The organism is Rhodoferax sp. GW822-FHT02A01 (genome assembly GCF_038784515.1).
Taxonomy (GTDB): domain Bacteria; phylum Pseudomonadota; class Gammaproteobacteria; order Burkholderiales; family Burkholderiaceae_C; genus Allorhodoferax.
Map to the genome: position 1 here is coordinate 1,669,759 of NZ_CP152376.1, position 16,783 is coordinate 1,686,541.

The following is a 16,783-nucleotide window of genomic DNA, read 5'->3' on the forward strand; positions in this document are numbered from 1 at the left end:
GGCCTAGCCCAGCGCCGCGATCCACTGCATGTTGGCGCGCAGTTTGCCGGCCATGTCGCGCCCCAGGTTTTCCAGCAGCGTGATCTTGAGCTGCGGTTCACGCCCGGAGATGCGCTCCATGTCGCTGGCGTGAAAGATCCAGCAGGTCACCTCGGTATCCGCAAACACCGAGGCGCTGCGCGTGGTCTGGCCCAGCAGCACCATTTCGCCAAACACCATGCCCGCGCTCAGGGTGGCGATGCGTTGGTACGAGCCGTTGCTCAGCGGCACCAGGATGCTGGTCTCGCCGGATGCAATGAAGTAGATCTGGTCGTCGCTGGGCTCACCGCTCACCAGGATCTGCGAGTCCTTGGCAAACACCCGCGTGCGGCAGGCGTCTTCCACCTCTTGCAGCAGGGGTGCGGGCAATCCCTTGAACAGCGCCGCATCGCCCAGCCTTCCAGCCTGTGTCGGGGTCTTGGCCATTTCGCTGAGGATGCGGTTCTCGCACCATTCGGCCGCCAGATCGTTGTCCTCGAAGCTCAGGTAGCCCCGGTCGCCACGCTCCACCGCACGGCGCATCGGCGTGGCGATGGCGGGGCGGTTGTGGATGCGCGAATACACCATGGCAATGCCGTCCTGCGCAAAGCCCAATCGGGCCTGGTCCAGCAGGCGCGCCGCAGGCAGGGACAGGCCTTCCACGCGGTGCATGTCCAGGATGAAACTGTTGGCCTGAGATGCCAGGCTTTGCATCTTGCGGATGACGTACTCGGCCCCGTCCACCGCCAGAAAGCCGTGCAGGCACAGGTACTTGATGAGGTGCGAGCGCTGCGACAGCAAGGCGCGCAGAGCCACCGGGGGCTGGCGGCGCGACGGCGCTTCGGCGCCTGTGAAGATGCGGCCCAGGGCCATGCTGGGGTCGTTGCCGGGGCTGAAGATGTTCAGGCCAAAGTCCTTGGAGAGGCGCTTGCAGACCTCGATGCCGCGCACGCTGTTGCCCTTGGCGTCCAATCGCGGTGAAAACACACCGATGCCAAAGCGTCCGGGCAGCACGGCCACAATGCCGCCACCCACACCGCTCTTGGCTGGCATGCCTACTTCCGACAACCAGCTACCGGCGTAGTCGTACATGCGGCAGGTGGCCATGACGCTGAGCACCCGCTCGACCTGCTCCGGTGGCAAGGCGCGCTCCTTGGTCAGCGGATGCACGCCGCCGTTGGCCAAGGTGGCGGCCATATAGGCAATGTCGCGGCAGGTCACCAGCAGGGAGCACTGGCGGAAATAGTTGTCCAGCGCAGCCATGGGGTCACCGTCGATGACATCGAAATTCTTCAGCATCCAGGCAATGGCGCGGTTGCGGTGACCGGTCTCGCTCTCGGAACGGTAGACCGACTCTTCAAGTGCCAGGTCATGCCCGACAAAGGCTTGCAGTGACTGCACGATGCGCTGCCACTGTGCGGCTGGGTCCGTGCCGCCGACCAGGCTGGTGGTGGCAATGGCACCCGCATTGATCATCGGGTTGAAGGGCGTGTTGTTGATAGGGCTCAGGCTGATGGAGTTGAAGGCGTCGCCGCTGGGCTCCACCCCCACTTTTTGCGCTACCGCATCCTTGCCACGATCAGCCAGGGCCGTGGCATAGACAAACGCCTTGGAAATGGACTGGATGGTGAAGGGCTCGTCCGCATTGCCCACGGTATAGGCCACGCCATCCATGGTGACGATGCAAATGCCAAACCAGTCGGGATCGGCCTTGGTCAATTCAGGGATGTAGCTGGCCAGCTCGCCGGCATGGTTGGCGGCTATCTGGTCATGCAGTTTCTCCAGATAGGTTTGAATAGGCGATTGCATCGTGACGGCGCTCCCAGGGATTTTTTGTATTTCCCCAGGTGAGCAAATGCCGTGCCCGAATAGTCCCCGGAGTACGCACCAAGCCAGTGCGGCGGAGGGACGGGGCGTATCAGCCGGCTTCGCGTGCCACGGCGTGGTTGAGCGACAGGGTCTTGCTTGCTGCGCGCAGCAACTCGCGCACGTCGGCCAGCTCGGGGCCCACATGGCGATCGATGCGGCGGATATACGGGCAGGTCAGCGTTGCCAGGGCCGTGTTGTCTGGGCCGAGGATGGGGAAGGAGATGTCCACCACGCCAAAGGACTGGGCGCTGTCGCGTTCCACATAGCCTTGCGTGCGGATCTGGGCCAGGGAGCTGGACAGCTGTGTGGGGGAAATGGGCACCTCACCGTCCAGCGGCGTGTGCTCGGCCAGCATGCGCTGGTAGGAGAGCGCATCGGCATAAGCCAGCAGCAGATGGCCGGAGGCGGTATCCACCAGACCCACGCGCGCGCCGCGCTGCACCGAGAAGCTCCAGCCGCGCGGGCTGTTGATCTGCGCAGCGATCAGCACGTTGCCGCGGTCATAGACGCCCATGTGGCAGGACTGCTCGGCCTTGCGCGCGAAGTCATCCATCACCGGCAGCGCCTGGTTGATCAGACGGCTCAAAGGCGGATGCATGTTGGCCAGGGCAAATAGCTTGAGGCTGAGTGCGTAGCGGTCGCCGGTGGCATTGCGCATCACGTACTGCCGCGCCACCAGACGCTCCAGCATGCGGTAGATCTCGCTGGCGCTGCGGTCCATTTCCTTCACGATTTCGGCGCGGGTCAGCCCTTGCGGCTGGGTGGCCAGCAGTTCCAAAATGTCCAAACCCTTGTCCAGCGCCGGTGCACGGTAGCGGTCTTCCGGCGCCAGAGCGGACTCGTCCGGCTCTTCGGATTTGGGGCGGCGGCCGCGGGGCTTGGGGGCAGTTGGAATCATGGATGTGAAGGCTCGCAGTGTGGGTTTTTATAGCAGAGCAGGCCGGCACTAGGGTAAGTACTAGGTTGGGGCGTGGCAAAGCTGCCTATCATTCAAATTCATAAATGAATTAATTATTCATATTTAAATTTACGAAATTCGGAGCCGCTAGTATGGATCAAGGTCGTTTGCAAGGGAAGACGGTGCTCATCACCGCAGCCGCCCAGGGTATTGGCCGGGCCAGCGCCCTGGCCTGCGCCGCTCAAGGCGCGCGGGTGATTGCGACCGACATCAACCAGGCATTTCTGGAGACGCTCGCAGCCGAGCACCCCAGCATCCAGGTGGAGCTGCTGGACGTGCGCAGCGACGCGGCCGTGACCGCCCTGGCCGCACGCGTGGGTGCACTGGACGTGCTGTTCAACTGTGCCGGCATGGTGGCCAATGGCAGCCTGCTGGACTGCACCGAGGCCGATTGGGACCTGAGCTTTGACCTGAACGTCAAGAGCATGTTCCGCATGACGCGCGCCTTTCTGCCCGGCATGCTGGCCCGCGCCGAGACGCAGCACAGCAGCCCCTCCATCATCAACATGGCCTCCATGGCGTCCAGCATCAAGGGCTTTGCCAACCGCTGCGCCTACGGCGCCACCAAGGCGGCGGTGATCGGGTTGACCAAATCACTGGCGGCTGACTACGTCAAGGTCGGCTTGCGCGCCAACGCGCTGTGCCCCGGCACGGTGGATACCCCCTCGCTGCGCGGGCGCATCGCCGGCGCGGCCGACCCGGTGCAGGCCGAAAAGGATTTCATTGCACGCCAGCCCATGGGCCGTCTGGCCACGGTCGACGACATCACCCCCATGGTGGTATACCTCGCCAGTGACGAGTCGCGTTTCGTCACCGGGCAGACCCTGCTGGTAGACGGCGGCGTCACCATCTGAGCACCCCGTACACAAAGGCCCGCACGTGACACCTCTGGTCAGCGTAGAGAACCTCAGCAAGTCCTTTCCGGGCGTGAAGGCGCTGGACGGCGTGCGCTTTGACCTCATGCCCGGTGAGGTGCATGCACTGATGGGTGAAAACGGCGCGGGCAAGTCCACGCTGATGAAAATTCTGGCCGGCGTCTACCGCAAGGACAGCGGGGAGATGCTGCTGGACGGCAAACCGGTGGAGATTGAAAGCCCGGCGCATGCGCAGTCGCTGGCCATCGGCATCATCCACCAGGAGCTGCACCTGATGGGTCACCTGACGGCAGCACAGAACATCTTCCTGGGGCGCGAGCCACGCAAGGCTGCCGGCCTGCTGCTCGATGAAGACCAGCTCAACCGCGATACACAGGCGCTGTTTGACCGACTGCATCTGGCGTTGGCCCCCACCACCGCCATCAGCGAGCTAACGGTGGCGCGCCAGCAGATGGTGGAGATTGCCAAGGCGCTGTCGTTCCGTTCGCGCGTGCTCATCATGGATGAGCCGACTGCAGCGCTGAACAACGCTGAGATTGACGAACTGTTCCGCATCATCCGCCAGCTCAAGAGCGAGGGCGTAGGCATTGTCTACATCTCCCACAAGATGGATGAGATCCAGCGCATCGCCGATCGCATCACGGTCATGCGCGACGGCACCTACATCAATACCGTGCCTGCGACCACCCCGATGGCTGAGGTCATTGCCATGATGGTCGGGCGCCGCCTGGAGCACACGCAAAAGACCATTCCCGACACTTCGGGCAACGAGGTGCTGCTGGATGTGCGCGGCCTCAACCGCGGACGCATCATTCGTGACGTCAGCTTCCAGGTGCGCCGCGGCGAAATTTTGGGCTTTGCCGGACTCATGGGCGCAGGGCGTACCGAAGTGGCACGTGCCGTGTTCGGCGCCGACCCGCTGGAGTCCGGAGAGGTTCGGGTGAACGGCAAGCCCATTCGCCTGACCTCGCCGCAAGACGCGGTGCGGGCCGGCATCGGCTATCTGTCGGAAGACCGCAAGCACTTCGGCCTGGCCACCGGCATGGACGTGGAGGCCAACATCACGCTGCCCAGCCTGTCGCGCTGGCTCAAGCTGGGCATGTTCATGAACCGCCCGGCGATGCGGGAGGTTGCAGCGCAGATGGTGGAGAAGCTGCGCATCAAGACACCCTCGCTGACACAGACCGCACGGCTGCTGTCCGGCGGCAACCAGCAGAAGGTGGTGATTGCCAAATGGCTGGTGCGCGACTGCGAAGTGCTGATCTTTGATGAACCCACGCGCGGCATCGATGTGGGCGCCAAGAGCGAGATCTACAAGCTGCTCAACGAGCTGGCGGCACAGGGGCGCGCCATCATCGTCATCTCCAGCGAACTGCCGGAAGTGCTGCAGCTCAGCCACCGCGTGCTGGTGATGTGCGAGGGCCGCGTCACCGGCGAGGTGCGCGGTGATGTCGCCACCCAGGAAAGTCTCATGGCCCTGGCCACCCGGCGCGAATGAAACCTACAACAAGGCTAGCAATGACCCAATCAACTTCCTCTTCCTCCTGGTTGGCGCGTCTGTCCGGCGGACAGGCCAAACAGAAACTGCTGGCCTTTGCCAGCCTGATCGCGCTGATCCTGGTTTTCACCGTGCTCAAGCCCGATGCCTTCATGACCGAGGACAACATCATCGGCATCCTGCAGTCCACCACGGTGATTGGCGTGCTGGCCATTGCCAGCACGTTCATCATCATTACCTCGGGCATCGACCTTTCGGTCGGCGTGCTCATGACCTTCTGCGCCGTCATGGCGGGCGTGTTCATGGTGAACTGGGGCATGCCGCTGATGCTGGGTGCGCCGTGTGCCATCGCCGTGGGTGCCTTGTGCGGCACCACTTCCGGACTGGCCATCACCAAGCTGCGGGTGCCGCCCTTCATCGCCACGCTGGGCATGATGATGCTGCTCAAGGGCGCCTCCCTCATCATCACGGCCACCCGCCCCATCTACTTCAGCGACGTGAATGGTTTTGACCAGATTGCGCTGGGCTCGCTCATCGGTGACCTGATCCCCTCGCTGCAGATTCCCAATGGCGTGCTGATTTTGTTTGTGATGGCGGGCTTGTGTGCGGTGGTGCTCAACAAGACGGCGCTGGGCCGCTACACCTTTGCGCTGGGCAGCAACGAAGAGGCGGTGCGCCTGTCGGGCGTGAATGTGGACCGCTGGAAGATCATCGTCTACGCCTTCAGCGGCGGCATCTGCGGTGTGGCCGGTCTGCTGATCGCCTCACGTCTGAACTCGGCGCAACCGGCACTGGGCCAGGGCTATGAGCTCGACGCCATCGCGGCGGTGGTCATAGGCGGCACTTCGCTCAGCGGTGGTGTGGGCACGATTCTGGGAACCATCATCGGCGCCTTCATCATGAGCGTGCTGATCAACGGCCTGCGCATCATGTCGGTGGCGCAGGAATGGCAGATGGTGCTGACCGGCCTGATCATCATCCTGGCCGTCTACACCGACAACCTGCGCCGCAACAAGAAATAAGGAGAGCTGCAAATGCGCGACGCCCAGCAGCCGCATGCCCACTATCCACAGGATTTTTTTCGTGTGACAACTTTTTTTCAACAGGAGACAACCATGAACGCAAAGAGAAAACTACTGGCCCTCACCGCTGGTCTGGCATTGGCAGGTTTTGCCGGCATCGCCTCGGCCCAGGAGATATACATCCCTCTGATCTCCAAAGGCTTTCAGCACCAGTTCTGGCAGGCCGTGAAGCAGGGTGCCGACCAGGCTGGCAAGGACTTCAAGGTCAAGGTCACCTTTGAAGGCCCCGAGACCGAGCAACAGGTGGACAAGCAGATCGACATGCTGTCGGCTGCCCTTGCCAAGAAGCCTGCCGCCATTGGTTTTGCCGCGCTGGACAGCAAGGCCGCCATTCCACTGCTCAAGAAGGCCCAGGCCGCCAAGATTCCCGTGATCGCATTTGACTCCGGCGTGGACAGCGACATCGTGCTGACCACTGCACAGACCGACAGCAAGGCAGCTGCTGCGCTGGCTGCAGACAAGATGGCCGAGAAAATCGGCGGTGAAGGCGAAGTGGCCGTGATCGGTCATGACCAGACCAGCACCACCGGCACCGGCCGCCGCGACGGCTTTGTCGACCAGATCAAGGCCAAGTACCCCAAGATCAAGGTGGTGGACATCCAGTACGGTGGCGGTGACCACCTGAAGTCCGCTGAAATTGCCAAGACCCTGCTGCAGGCCCACCCCAAGCTCAAGGGCATCTTTGGTACCAACGAAGGTTCCGCCATCGGTGCCGGCAAGGGCCTGAAGGAAGCCAAGAAGACTGGTGTGGTCATCATCGGCTTTGACTCGGGCAAGGCACAGAAGGACATGATCAATGACGGCACCATTGCCGGCGCGATCACGCAGAACCCGGTGGGCATCGGCTACAAGACGGTTGAGGCTGCAGTCAAGGCACTCAAGGGCGAGAAGCTGCCCAAGATCATCGACACCGGCTTCTACTACTACGACAAGTCCAACATGGCAGATCCCAAGATTGCTGCCGTGCTTTACGACTGAAATGCACCCCCGAGCGGCTGCGCCGCTCCCCCTTCTCTCGCCTGCGGCGGGAGGGGGGGCGCACCCGGCGGCCTGGCAGAGCCAGTTCCGCGGGTGCCCTGAATTCGAATGTTGATTGAAAAGGAACGATTGTGAAACTCGTACGCTACGGATTGCCCGGCCAGGAAAAGCCCGGTGTGTTGGATACCCAGGGCCGCGTGCGCGACCTCAGCGGCCACATTGCCGATGTAGCTGGTGCCGCGCTGTTGCCCCAGAGCCTGGCCGCCTTGCGTGGCGTGGATATCGACAGCCTGCCCTTGGTGGCAGGCTCTCCCCAAAAAGACCTGCGACTGGGCCCCTGTGTGGGCAGCGTGGGCAAGTTCATCTGCATCGGTCTGAACTACTCTGACCATGCCGCCGAGAGCGGCATGCAGGTGCCGCCTGAGCCGGTGGTCTTCAACAAATGGACCAGCGCCATCGTCGGGCCGGACGACGCCGTGGAAATTCCCCGCGGCTCCCTCAAGACCGACTGGGAAGTGGAACTGGGCGTGGTGATCGGCAAGGGCGGCCGCTACATCGAAGAGGCCGATGCGCTATCCCACGTGGCGGGCTACTGCGTGGTCAACGACGTGTCCGAGCGCGAATACCAGCTCGAACGCAGCGGCACCTGGGACAAGGGCAAGGGCTGCGACACCTTCGGCCCCACCGGCCCCTGGCTGGTGACTGCCGACGAAATTCCCGATCCGCAGGCCCTGAAGATGTGGCTGGAAGTGGATGGCAAGCGCTACCAGAACGGCAGCACTTCCACCATGGTGTACGGCGTGCGCTTTCTGATCGCCTACCTCAGCCGCTTCATGAGCCTGCAACCGGGCGACGTGATTTCCACGGGTACGCCACCCGGCGTGGGCATGGGCCAGAAGCCACCGGTGTACCTGCGCGCCGGACAGACCATCCACCTGGGCATCGAGGGCCTGGGGACGCAAACGCAAACCACCAAACAGGCCTGAGATGACCAAGATCACCCACATGCGCGTCGTGGACGTGCGCTTTCCCACGTCCCAACATCTGGATGGCTCGGATGCCATGAATCCGGACCCGGACTATTCCGCCGCCTATGTCATCCTGGAAACCGACCAGGCCGAAGTAGAGGGTCATGGTCTGACTTTCACCATCGGTCGTGGCAACGAGATCTGCTGCGCCGCCATCGAGGCCATGCGTCACCTGGTGGTGGGGCTGGACATGGATTGGGTGGCAGAAGACATGGGGCGCTTCTGGCGCTATATCACCTCCGACAGCCAGCTGCGCTGGATCGGCCCCGACAAGGGCGCCATCCATCTGGCCACCGGTGCCGTGGTCAACGCGGTGTGGGACCTGTGGGCCAAGCTCGAAGGCGTGCCGGTGTGGAAGCTGGTCGCGCGCATGAGCCCCGAAGAAATCGTCAAGCTCATCGACTTCCGCTACATCACCGACTGCATCACGCCCGAAGAAGCCCTGGCGCTGTTGCGTGAGCGTGCCGTCGGCAAGGAAGAGCGCTGGGCCACGCTGGAGCGTGAAGGCTATCCCTGCTACACCACCTCGGCCGGCTGGCTGGGCTACGACGACGACAAGCTGCGCCGCCTGTGCAAGGAAGCGACCGATGCCGGTTTCAACCACATCAAGCTCAAGGTGGGGCGCGACAAGGCCGACGACATCCGCCGCCTGCGCATTGCCCGCGAGGTGCTGGGGCCGGACCGCCAGTTGATGATCGACGCCAACCAGGTCTGGGAAGTGAACCAGGCGGTGGAGTGGGTGCGCGAACTGGCGTTTGCCAAGCCCTGGTTCATCGAAGAACCCACCAGCCCGGACGACATCGAAGGCCACCGCGTGATCCGCGAAGGCGTGCACCCGGTCAAAGTGGCTACCGGCGAGATGTGCCAGAACCGCATCATCTTCAAGCAGCTCATCATGCGCGGCGCCATCGACGTGGTGCAGATAGACTCCTGCCGACTCGGTGGCGTGAACGAGATCCTCGCCGTCATGCTGATGGCTGCCAAGTACAAGCTGCCGGTGTGTCCGCACGCCGGTGGCGTGGGACTGTGCGAATACGTGCAGCACCTTTCCATGATCGACTACCTGTGCATTGCCGGCACCCGCGAGGGCCGCGTCATCGAGTTCGTGGACCATCTGCATGAGCACTTTGTGGACCCCTGCGTGATCGAGAACGCAGCCTACATGCCGCCCACGGCGCCGGGCTTCTCCATCGAGATGAAGGCGGCATCCATCGCGCAATACACCTTCAGGCGCGACGCGCAAGCAGCATGAAGATCGATACGCACCAGCACTACTGGCGCTACCAGCCCGAGGAGTTCCCCTGGATCGGCGCCGACATGCAGGCCCTGCGGCGCGACTGCCTGCCGACTGACAATGCAGCAGCCATGCAGGCTGCCGGTGTCACTGGCGTAGTGGCGGTGCAGGCCCGCACGCTCGTCCAGGAGACGGACTTCCTGCTGCAGCTGGCCGAGCGCAGCCCCACCGTGCTGGGCGTGGTGGGCTGGGCCGATCTGGCCAGCTCCGATCTGGAACAGCAACTGGAGCGCTGGTGCGTCAACCCGGCCTTCAAAGGCCTGCGCCACGTGCTGCAGAATGAGCCCGATGTGCCAGCCTGGGTCAACGCGCCTGCCATCCAGGTGGGCATGCAGACGCTGCAGCGCCGTGGCCTGGTGTATGACGTGCTGGTGTTCGCACACCAGTTGCCCGATGTCATCGACTTCTGCCGCCGCCACGACAAGCACCGTCTGGTGCTGGACCATGTGGCCAAGCCTGCATTGCGCAACTGGGCGCAGGGCGAAGCCGTACAAAAGCACTGGCGCACCGGACTGCGCGAGCTCGCTGCCATGCCGCATGTGCTGTGCAAGCTATCGGGTCTGGTGACGGAAGCCGACTGGAGCGGCCGGCGCGGCCTGTCGTTTGAAGACGGCGTCAATATCCTGGCCTGCTTTGATGAAGCGCTGGCGGCCTTTGGCCCCGAGCGGCTGATGTTTGGCTCCGACTGGCCTGTCTGTCAACTCGCCTCGCCGTATGACGAGGTACACGGCCTGGCCGCCTCCTGGGCCGCCTCGCGCCTGAGCGCACAGGAACAGCAGGCCTTCTGGGCCGACAACGCTGTGCGCTGCTACGGCCTGGCCGTGCCCAAGGCCTAACCACACTGGAAACCCCATGGATCTGCATCTGAAAGACAAGGTCGTCATCGTTACCGGTGGCGCCAGCGGCATAGGCGCCGCCATCTCGCTCACGTTGGCGCAGGAAGGCGCCATTGCCGTCGTGCTGGGCAAAAGCCCTATGCCCGCGGACTTCGCGGCTTCCTTGCAAGCTGCCGGCGCGCAGCACCTCTTCATCCAGGTCGAGCTCTCTGATGAAGCCGCCTGCCGCGCGGCGGTGGAACAGGTGGTGACGCGCTTTGGCCGCATCGATGGTCTGGTGAACAACGCCGGCATCAACGACAACATTGGGCTGGACGCGGGCCGTGACGCATTTGTGGGTTCGCTGGAACGCAACCTGATCCACTACTACGTCATGGCGCACTACTGCGTGCCCCACCTCAAGACCAGCCGTGGCGCCATCGTCAACGTGTCCTCCAAGACCGCCATCACCGGGCAGGGCAACACCAGCGGCTACTGTGCGTCCAAGGGCGCCCAGCTCTCGCTCACGCGCGAGTGGGCTGCCGCCTTGCTGAATGACGGTGTGCGCGTGAACGCGGTGATCCCGGCCGAGGTCATGACGCCGCTGTACGCGCGCTGGATCAACAGCTTCGACAACGCGGAAGAAAAGCTCGCCGCCATCACCGCCAAGATCCCCCTGGGCCGCCGCATGACCACGTCCGAAGAGATTGCCCGCACCTGCGTGTTCCTGCTGTCGGATGCGTCCAGCCACACCACCGGCCAGTGGCTGTTCGTGGACGGGGGCTACACGCATCTGGATCGCGCCCTTTCCTGAACATCGAGCTGCAATGGAGCACCGCATGCGTTACGCCCTGGCCCTGGATCTGGTGGACGATGCACAGCGCATCGCCGATTACGAAAAAGCCCACGAGAAAATCTGGCCCGAGGTGCGCGACCATCTGCGCGCGCAAGGCGTGCTGGCCATGGAGATCTACCGCCTGGGCACGCGGCTGTTCATGATCATGGAGGTGGACCCGGCGGTCTACAGTGCCGAGGGCATGGCCCGCGCGTCCCTGGAGAACCCGGCCATCGTGCGCTGGGAAGAGCTGATGTGGACCTACCAGGCGCCAACGCCCTGGACCCCTGCGGGCGAGAAGTGGGTTGCTATGACGCGGATCTTTGATTTGGCTGCGCAGTAGCCTTGCTGACGCAGGACGTCATGGCGCTCAGCGCAGCGGCATCAAGGAGGAGGCCGCAGGCCGGGGGACAGCTGCGGAGCTGAGTGCCGTGGCGGCCTGCGTCCGAGGGGACGTTAAAAGTCCAACCGGTCCCGCGTATTGACCACCGGCACACCCACATCCATGGCGTAGTTGGTACGTGATGGCGTGGCAGACACGCTCAGCACACCACCCGAGAAAGTACCCATGGCCGTGACCAGATCACCGGCTGCAACCGTCTGCATCGGCAGGGTATGCGGCTTGTAGATGGACGCAGGATCGGCACTCACCGCCACACCATGGATGGAGAAGGTCGTGGGCGTTCCGGAGACGGAACTGTTGGATACCGCGGGGCTGGCGTCCACCACGCCCGATACGCTGGCGACCGTGGACGCCGGGACGATGGCAACCGAGAGAGCCGTGAGCTTGCCGCTGCTGTCGACCTCGGAGCGCACCACCACATGCTTGGAGGTGCTGGCACCCAGGTAGGTGGCAAAGGTGCTGATGTTGAAGGGGTTGACCGACTGATCGCGGTCATCCCAATGGCGTATGGACATATCCACCAGACGCGTTTGCGCATTCACATTCACGGTCTGACCCAGCAGGCTGAAGGTGTAGGTCGCACCGGCGCTGACCGTGGTGACATTGGATGCGTCACCCTGCAAACCCAGACTCACGGTGGCGGCCGCACGGATGGTCTTGAGCGTCGTGGCGCTCACGGTCTGGCCGGAGGTGCTGATGGTTCCCATCACTTCCACCAGATCACCTACCGCGGGCAGTGAAGTACCCGAGGGCAGGCCGCTTGCATCCACCGTCACGCCACGCACCACAAAGGTCGTTGTGCCAACGGATGACACTACGCCTTCGAGCTCCAGTGTCTGGCCGGAACTCTGCACCGGCAGCTTGGAAGCCAGGCGGGCTACGCTGGGTGCAAAGCTGACCGCTGGCAACACGCTGGGAGCCGTGGCCGAGCCCACAGAGACCACCTGCGCGGCGGTATAGGCTGTGGCGCAGGGGGCAGTGGTGCCCGAGACGCGGCAGGTGGTGGAGGTGAGATCCAGCGTCAAACCGCCGATGGTGGGCGTGAGGCCCGCAGCGCTGACCGGTCCTTCCACCTTGAAGTTGAATTTGTTGGACGTGGATGCTGGCTGGTCCGCAGCAGAGATCAGGGTGGCAACCACATTGGTGCCGCCGGACGAGCCGGAGAACAGATAGCCATGCACCGTGATGTAGGTGCCGGGTGCACTGGCGGAAGTGCTCGCGGTGAGGGCGCCCAGGCCGGAGATCGCGGTGCAGGTTGCAGGGGAAGCCGTCGCGCAGGCGCGGTGGTCACTGAAGTTGGTGGAGGCGGTCACCTGCACGGTCTGGCCCATGACGGTGACGGTGCTGGCCGTGGTATCCGTGGCATCGGTATAGCCGCGCACCAGGGGGTGGATGTGCAGCTCGCTGGCTTCGCTCGTGCTGCCGCCGGAGCCCGGTGTGACGTCCACCACCATGCCGACCTCCAGGTCCTTGGCAGTCAGAGTCGTTCCGTTGTCGTCATCGAAGAACTGGGCCCGTCCGGTGCCGAATTCGTGGCCGTTGACGAATACGCTGCCGAAGGCGGTGATGGTTCCGCTGCTGCTGGCGACTGAAGTGCTGGCGCCGCTGGAAGAGCTGGATGAACCCCCACCGCCACAGGCCACCAGGGCCGAAGCAAGCACCAGGCTTGCGGTGACGCCGAAATAAACAGAGCGCCTGGAAAGGAAGTTGGTATACGCAAACATGAAGGCTCCCAGAAATTTGCAGGCACACGCCCGACTGTGCGGATTCTAGGAATGGGGACTGCAAAAGCCCGCACCTTTGTAGGGAAATTGTGTAACCGGAGGTAACCACCGGCGACCCTATTTACTTCAAGGCAGTGTCACTCGTGGCGCAGCGCTTCAATCGGGTTCAGGCGGGCTGCTCTGCGGGCCGGGAAAAAACCAAATATCACACCGATGGCAGCAGAGAACAGGAAGGACAGCAGGTTCACCGACGGGTTGAACAGATAGGGCACCTGCATCACTGAGGCCAGCAGCACCGAGGCGCCCAAGGCCAGAACCACGCCTATCAGGCCGCCCAGAGAAGACAGCACCACCGCCTCGATCAGGAACTGGGACAACACCTCTCTCTCCAGCGCACCAATGGCCAGGCGCAGTCCGATCTCGCGGGTGCGTTCGGTCACGCTCACCAGCATGATGTTCATGATGCCGATGCCGCCCACCAGCAGACTCACGGCGGCCACTGCGCCCAGCAGCATGGTCATGACCTTGGTGGTGCCGGAGAAGGCCTCGGCCAGTTGCTTGGTGTCGAGCACATTGAAATTGTCCTCGTCGCCTTCGGCCAGTTTGCGGCGCTCGCGCAGCAGTTGCGTGAGGCTGGCCTTGAGGCGGGTGGCATCACTGCCTTCGGCCATGGATACCAGCAAGGTGTTGACGCGTGTGCTACCGGTGATGCGACGTTGCAGCGTCTTGAGGGGGATCAGCACGACATCGTCCTGGTCGTTGCCAAAACTGCCTTGCCCCTTGGAGCCCAGAATGCCGATCACTTCGCAGGAAATCTTCTTGACCCGGAGCTGCTCCCCCAGAACCGGGCGGCTGCCAAACAGTTCCTTGCGCACCGTTTCACCAATCAGACAGACGGCCGAGCCGGCCGTCAACTCGTCATCGGAAAACACGCGGCCGCTGCCCACCGTCCAGTTGCCGGTCACCAGCCAGGCGTTGGTACTGCCGACCACGCTGCTCGACCAGTTGCGGCCGTTGGCTACCAGCGTGGCTGCGCTGCGGCCTTCCGGTGCCACGGCCAGGATGCCGCCGATCTGGCTGGCAATCGCGTCGGCATCGCCGTCCTTGAAGGAGGGTGCCGTGGCGCCCGTGCTGCCGGGCCCCATGCGTTGTCCGGGGCGTATCTGCAGCAGATTGATGCCCAGGCCGGATATCTGGTTCTGCACGGCCACCGTGGCGCCATTGCCCAGCGTCACCATGGTGATGACCGCGCTGACACCGATGACGATTCCCAGAATCGTCAGAAAGGATCGAAGCAGGTTGCGCCGGATCGAGCGCAATGCCAGGAGCAAGGTGTTCAGCAACATCAGGCCACCACCTTTGCACCCGTGGGATGGGGATTGATCTCGTCGCTGGCGACCAGGCCGTCTACACAGTGGACGATACGCTTGGCGTAGGCCGCCATGTCCGGCTCATGGGTGACCATGAGTATGGTGATGCCGCGCGTGACGTTGAGCTGCCACAGCAGGTCCATGATTTCCTGGCTGCGGTGCGTGTCCAGGTTGCCGGTGGGTTCGTCCGCTAGCAGTACGGCCGGCTCGGTCACGATGGCCCGGGCAATGGCCACGCGCTGCTGCTGTCCGCCCGACAGCTCGGCAGGTGTGTGTTGTGCCCACTCGGCCAGTCCCACCGATTCGAGCGCCTTGGCAGCGGCGGCATGGCGCAATTTGGCGGAGCCGCCGCGGTACAGCAGTGGCAGCTCGACGTTCTCCTGGGCCGAGGTACGCGCCAGCAGGTTGAAGCCCTGAAACACAAAACCCAGCGAAAGCCGCCGCAGCCGCGCGCGCTGGTCGCGCGTGAGTGTCTCCACGTGCACGCCCTTGAACAGGTACTCGCCCGAGGTGGGTGTGTCCAGGCAGCCCAGCATGTTCATCAGCGTCGATTTGCCCGAACCGCTGGGGCCCATGACGGCCACAAAGTCGCCGGCTTGGATGGTCAGGTTGATTCCCTTGAGCGCCTGCAGCGCGGTCGCTCCCTCTCCATACACCCGGACGATGTTCCTCAGCTCGATCAGGGGCACAGCACTCATGGCGACGTTGCGGCCGTGCGTTGGTCCGTGATCACCTGCATGCCCACGTCCAGGGCACCGGGCTGAATTTCGGTCATGCGGCCGTCGCTGATGCCGACCTTGACGGCGACTGCCACCGGCGCACCGTCTCGCAGGACCCAGACCTGGGTGCTGCCGCTGGCAGTGCCATTGGCCGAAGACTTGCGCGTGTTGCCTGCGGGCATGCGGGGCAGCAGGCTGGAGACGATGCCGCCGCCGGATTTGCCGCCAGCAGCCGCGTCGCTCGACGGGGTGAAGCGCAGGGCCGTATTGGGCACCAGCAGGACGCCCTCCCGTTCCGTGGATGTGATGGTGCTGGTGGCTGTCATGCCGGGGCGCAGACTCACGTCGGTATTGCTCACATCCATGTAGGTGATGTAGGTCACCACGTTGTCGGTGGTGGTGGAGCCGTAGGCGACGCGCGTGATGGTTGCCGGGTACTTGCGCGATGGATAGGCACTGACAGTGAAGCTGGCCTTCTGCCCCACCTTGACGGAGCCAACGTCGGCCTCATCCACATTGACCTGCAGCTTCAGCTTGGACAGGTCTTCGGCAATGGTGAACAGGGTCACGGCCTGCAGCGATGCAGCCACGGCATTGCCTGGATCCACCGAACGGCTCAGCACCACGCCATCAATGGGCGAGCGGATGGAGCCGCGGGTCAGATTGGTTTCATCGGTGGAGATGGTGGCCTGGGCCGACACCACGTTGGCACGGGCACTGGCTTCGTCGGCCACGGCACGGTCCAGGGTGGCGCGCGCGGTATCCAGCTCGGATTTGGCGGGCACCTTGCCGCCCGACAGGCGTGACACTTCTTCCAGACGTGCCAGACTGGCTTGCGACTCCTTGACGGTGGCCACGGCTTGCGCGACCTGTGCCTGTGCGACTTGCAGCGCTGCGCGCGAACGCGTGACCTGGTCTTCCAGCTTGGAGGTATCCAGTTCGACCAGCACCTGGCCTTTCTTCACCTGGTCATTGACATCCACCAGCACCCGCTTGACCGTGCCCGAGAGTTCGCTGCCGATGCTGACCGAGCGCGTGGGCTGCAGCGTACCGTTGGCATTGACCGACAGCGTGAGCTTGCCGCGCGTGACGGCTTCGGTCACATACACGGGTGCGGACTTGGCCCGGTTGCTTGCCTGCCAATAGAGCAGACCGGAGACAGTAATCAACAGCAGCGCCGTCACGATCCATACCGTGGGCCGACGCCACCAGACGCGTCCTGGTGCGTCTTCGAGCAGGGCCTGCAGTTCCGCAGTGGACTGTGTGTCTGTAGGTGGAGTGGGCGTTGTCATAGGGAAAGTCGGTTCAATGGGTTGT

At 63.5% G+C, this 16,783-nt stretch carries 15 protein-coding genes; 9 read left to right on the plus strand and 6 right to left on the minus strand.

Translation table 11 applies throughout. From position 1 onward, the window contains the following. Nucleotides 1-3: 3 nt before the first annotated feature. The gene (glsA, locus tag AAGF34_RS07945; RefSeq protein ID WP_342620076.1) at nucleotides 4-1,827 is read right to left on the minus strand and encodes a glutaminase A; all 1,824 of its coding nucleotides are present in this window, start codon (nucleotides 1,825-1,827) and stop codon (nucleotides 4-6) included. 109 nt (nucleotides 1,828-1,936) lie between these two features. Then, nucleotides 1,937-2,785, minus strand: a complete 849-nt coding sequence (locus AAGF34_RS07950; RefSeq protein ID WP_342620077.1) for an IclR family transcriptional regulator — start codon at nucleotides 2,783-2,785, stop codon at nucleotides 1,937-1,939. A 152-nt stretch (nucleotides 2,786-2,937) separates the two neighbouring features. Between AAGF34_RS07950 and AAGF34_RS07955 the strand changes: the two genes are divergently transcribed. The 9 genes from AAGF34_RS07955 to AAGF34_RS07995 all read left to right on the plus strand — a co-directional run bounded on the left by AAGF34_RS07955 (nucleotide 2,938) and on the right by AAGF34_RS07995 (nucleotide 11,593). Then, on the plus strand, nucleotides 2,938-3,699 hold the full coding sequence (locus AAGF34_RS07955; protein ID WP_342620078.1) for an SDR family oxidoreductase: 762 nt from the start codon (nucleotides 2,938-2,940) through the stop codon (nucleotides 3,697-3,699). A gap of 25 nt (nucleotides 3,700-3,724) precedes the next feature. After that, nucleotides 3,725-5,218: a sugar ABC transporter ATP-binding protein gene (locus AAGF34_RS07960; RefSeq protein ID WP_342620079.1), complete on the plus strand. Its 1,494-nt coding sequence runs from the start codon at nucleotides 3,725-3,727 to the stop codon at nucleotides 5,216-5,218. Nucleotides 5,219-5,238: 20 nt separating this feature from the next. Continuing rightward, a complete protein-coding gene (locus tag AAGF34_RS07965) occupies nucleotides 5,239-6,240 on the plus strand; it encodes an ABC transporter permease (RefSeq protein ID WP_342620080.1) in 1,002 nt (333 codons plus the stop codon). A gap of 93 nt (nucleotides 6,241-6,333) precedes the next feature. Further along, nucleotides 6,334-7,278, plus strand: a complete 945-nt coding sequence (locus AAGF34_RS07970; protein WP_342620081.1) for an ABC transporter substrate-binding protein — start codon at nucleotides 6,334-6,336, stop codon at nucleotides 7,276-7,278. A gap of 131 nt (nucleotides 7,279-7,409) precedes the next feature. Next, entirely contained in the window at nucleotides 7,410-8,264 is an 855-nt protein-coding gene (locus AAGF34_RS07975) for a fumarylacetoacetate hydrolase family protein (protein WP_342620082.1), read from the plus strand. A 1-nt stretch (nucleotide 8,265) separates the two neighbouring features. Next, the gene (locus AAGF34_RS07980) at nucleotides 8,266-9,558 is read left to right on the plus strand and encodes an L-fuconate dehydratase (protein ID WP_342620083.1); all 1,293 of its coding nucleotides are present in this window, start codon (nucleotides 8,266-8,268) and stop codon (nucleotides 9,556-9,558) included. Beyond that, nucleotides 9,555-10,436, plus strand: coding sequence for an amidohydrolase family protein (locus AAGF34_RS07985; RefSeq protein WP_342620084.1), 882 nt, complete (start codon nucleotides 9,555-9,557; stop codon nucleotides 10,434-10,436). Before AAGF34_RS07980 ends, AAGF34_RS07985 begins: the two co-directional genes overlap by 4 nt. Nucleotides 10,437-10,452: 16 nt before the next feature. Beyond that, entirely contained in the window at nucleotides 10,453-11,229 is a 777-nt protein-coding gene (locus AAGF34_RS07990; protein ID WP_342620085.1) for an SDR family oxidoreductase, read from the plus strand. 25 nt (nucleotides 11,230-11,254) lie between these two features. After that, a complete protein-coding gene (locus AAGF34_RS07995) occupies nucleotides 11,255-11,593 on the plus strand; it encodes an L-rhamnose mutarotase (protein WP_342620086.1) in 339 nt (112 codons plus the stop codon). Between the two features lie 113 nt (nucleotides 11,594-11,706). Here the strand turns inward: AAGF34_RS07995 and AAGF34_RS08000 are convergent, their stop codons facing one another. The 4 genes from AAGF34_RS08000 to AAGF34_RS08015 form a co-directional block, all read right to left on the minus strand. After that, nucleotides 11,707-13,377, minus strand: coding sequence for a DUF5666 domain-containing protein (locus tag AAGF34_RS08000; RefSeq protein WP_342620087.1), 1,671 nt, complete (start codon nucleotides 13,375-13,377; stop codon nucleotides 11,707-11,709). Between the two features lie 137 nt (nucleotides 13,378-13,514). Further along, nucleotides 13,515-14,723 (minus strand): ABC transporter permease, encoded by a 1,209-nt coding sequence (locus tag AAGF34_RS08005; protein ID WP_342620088.1) that lies wholly within the window; start codon nucleotides 14,721-14,723, stop codon nucleotides 13,515-13,517. Then, entirely contained in the window at nucleotides 14,723-15,445 is a 723-nt protein-coding gene (locus AAGF34_RS08010; RefSeq protein ID WP_342620089.1) for an ABC transporter ATP-binding protein, read from the minus strand. The genes AAGF34_RS08005 and AAGF34_RS08010 overlap by 1 nt, the downstream gene beginning before the upstream one ends. After that, nucleotides 15,442-16,758: an efflux RND transporter periplasmic adaptor subunit gene (locus tag AAGF34_RS08015; protein WP_342620090.1), complete on the minus strand. Its 1,317-nt coding sequence runs from the start codon at nucleotides 16,756-16,758 to the stop codon at nucleotides 15,442-15,444. The genes AAGF34_RS08010 and AAGF34_RS08015 overlap by 4 nt, the downstream gene beginning before the upstream one ends. Nucleotides 16,759-16,783 lie beyond the last annotated feature (25 nt).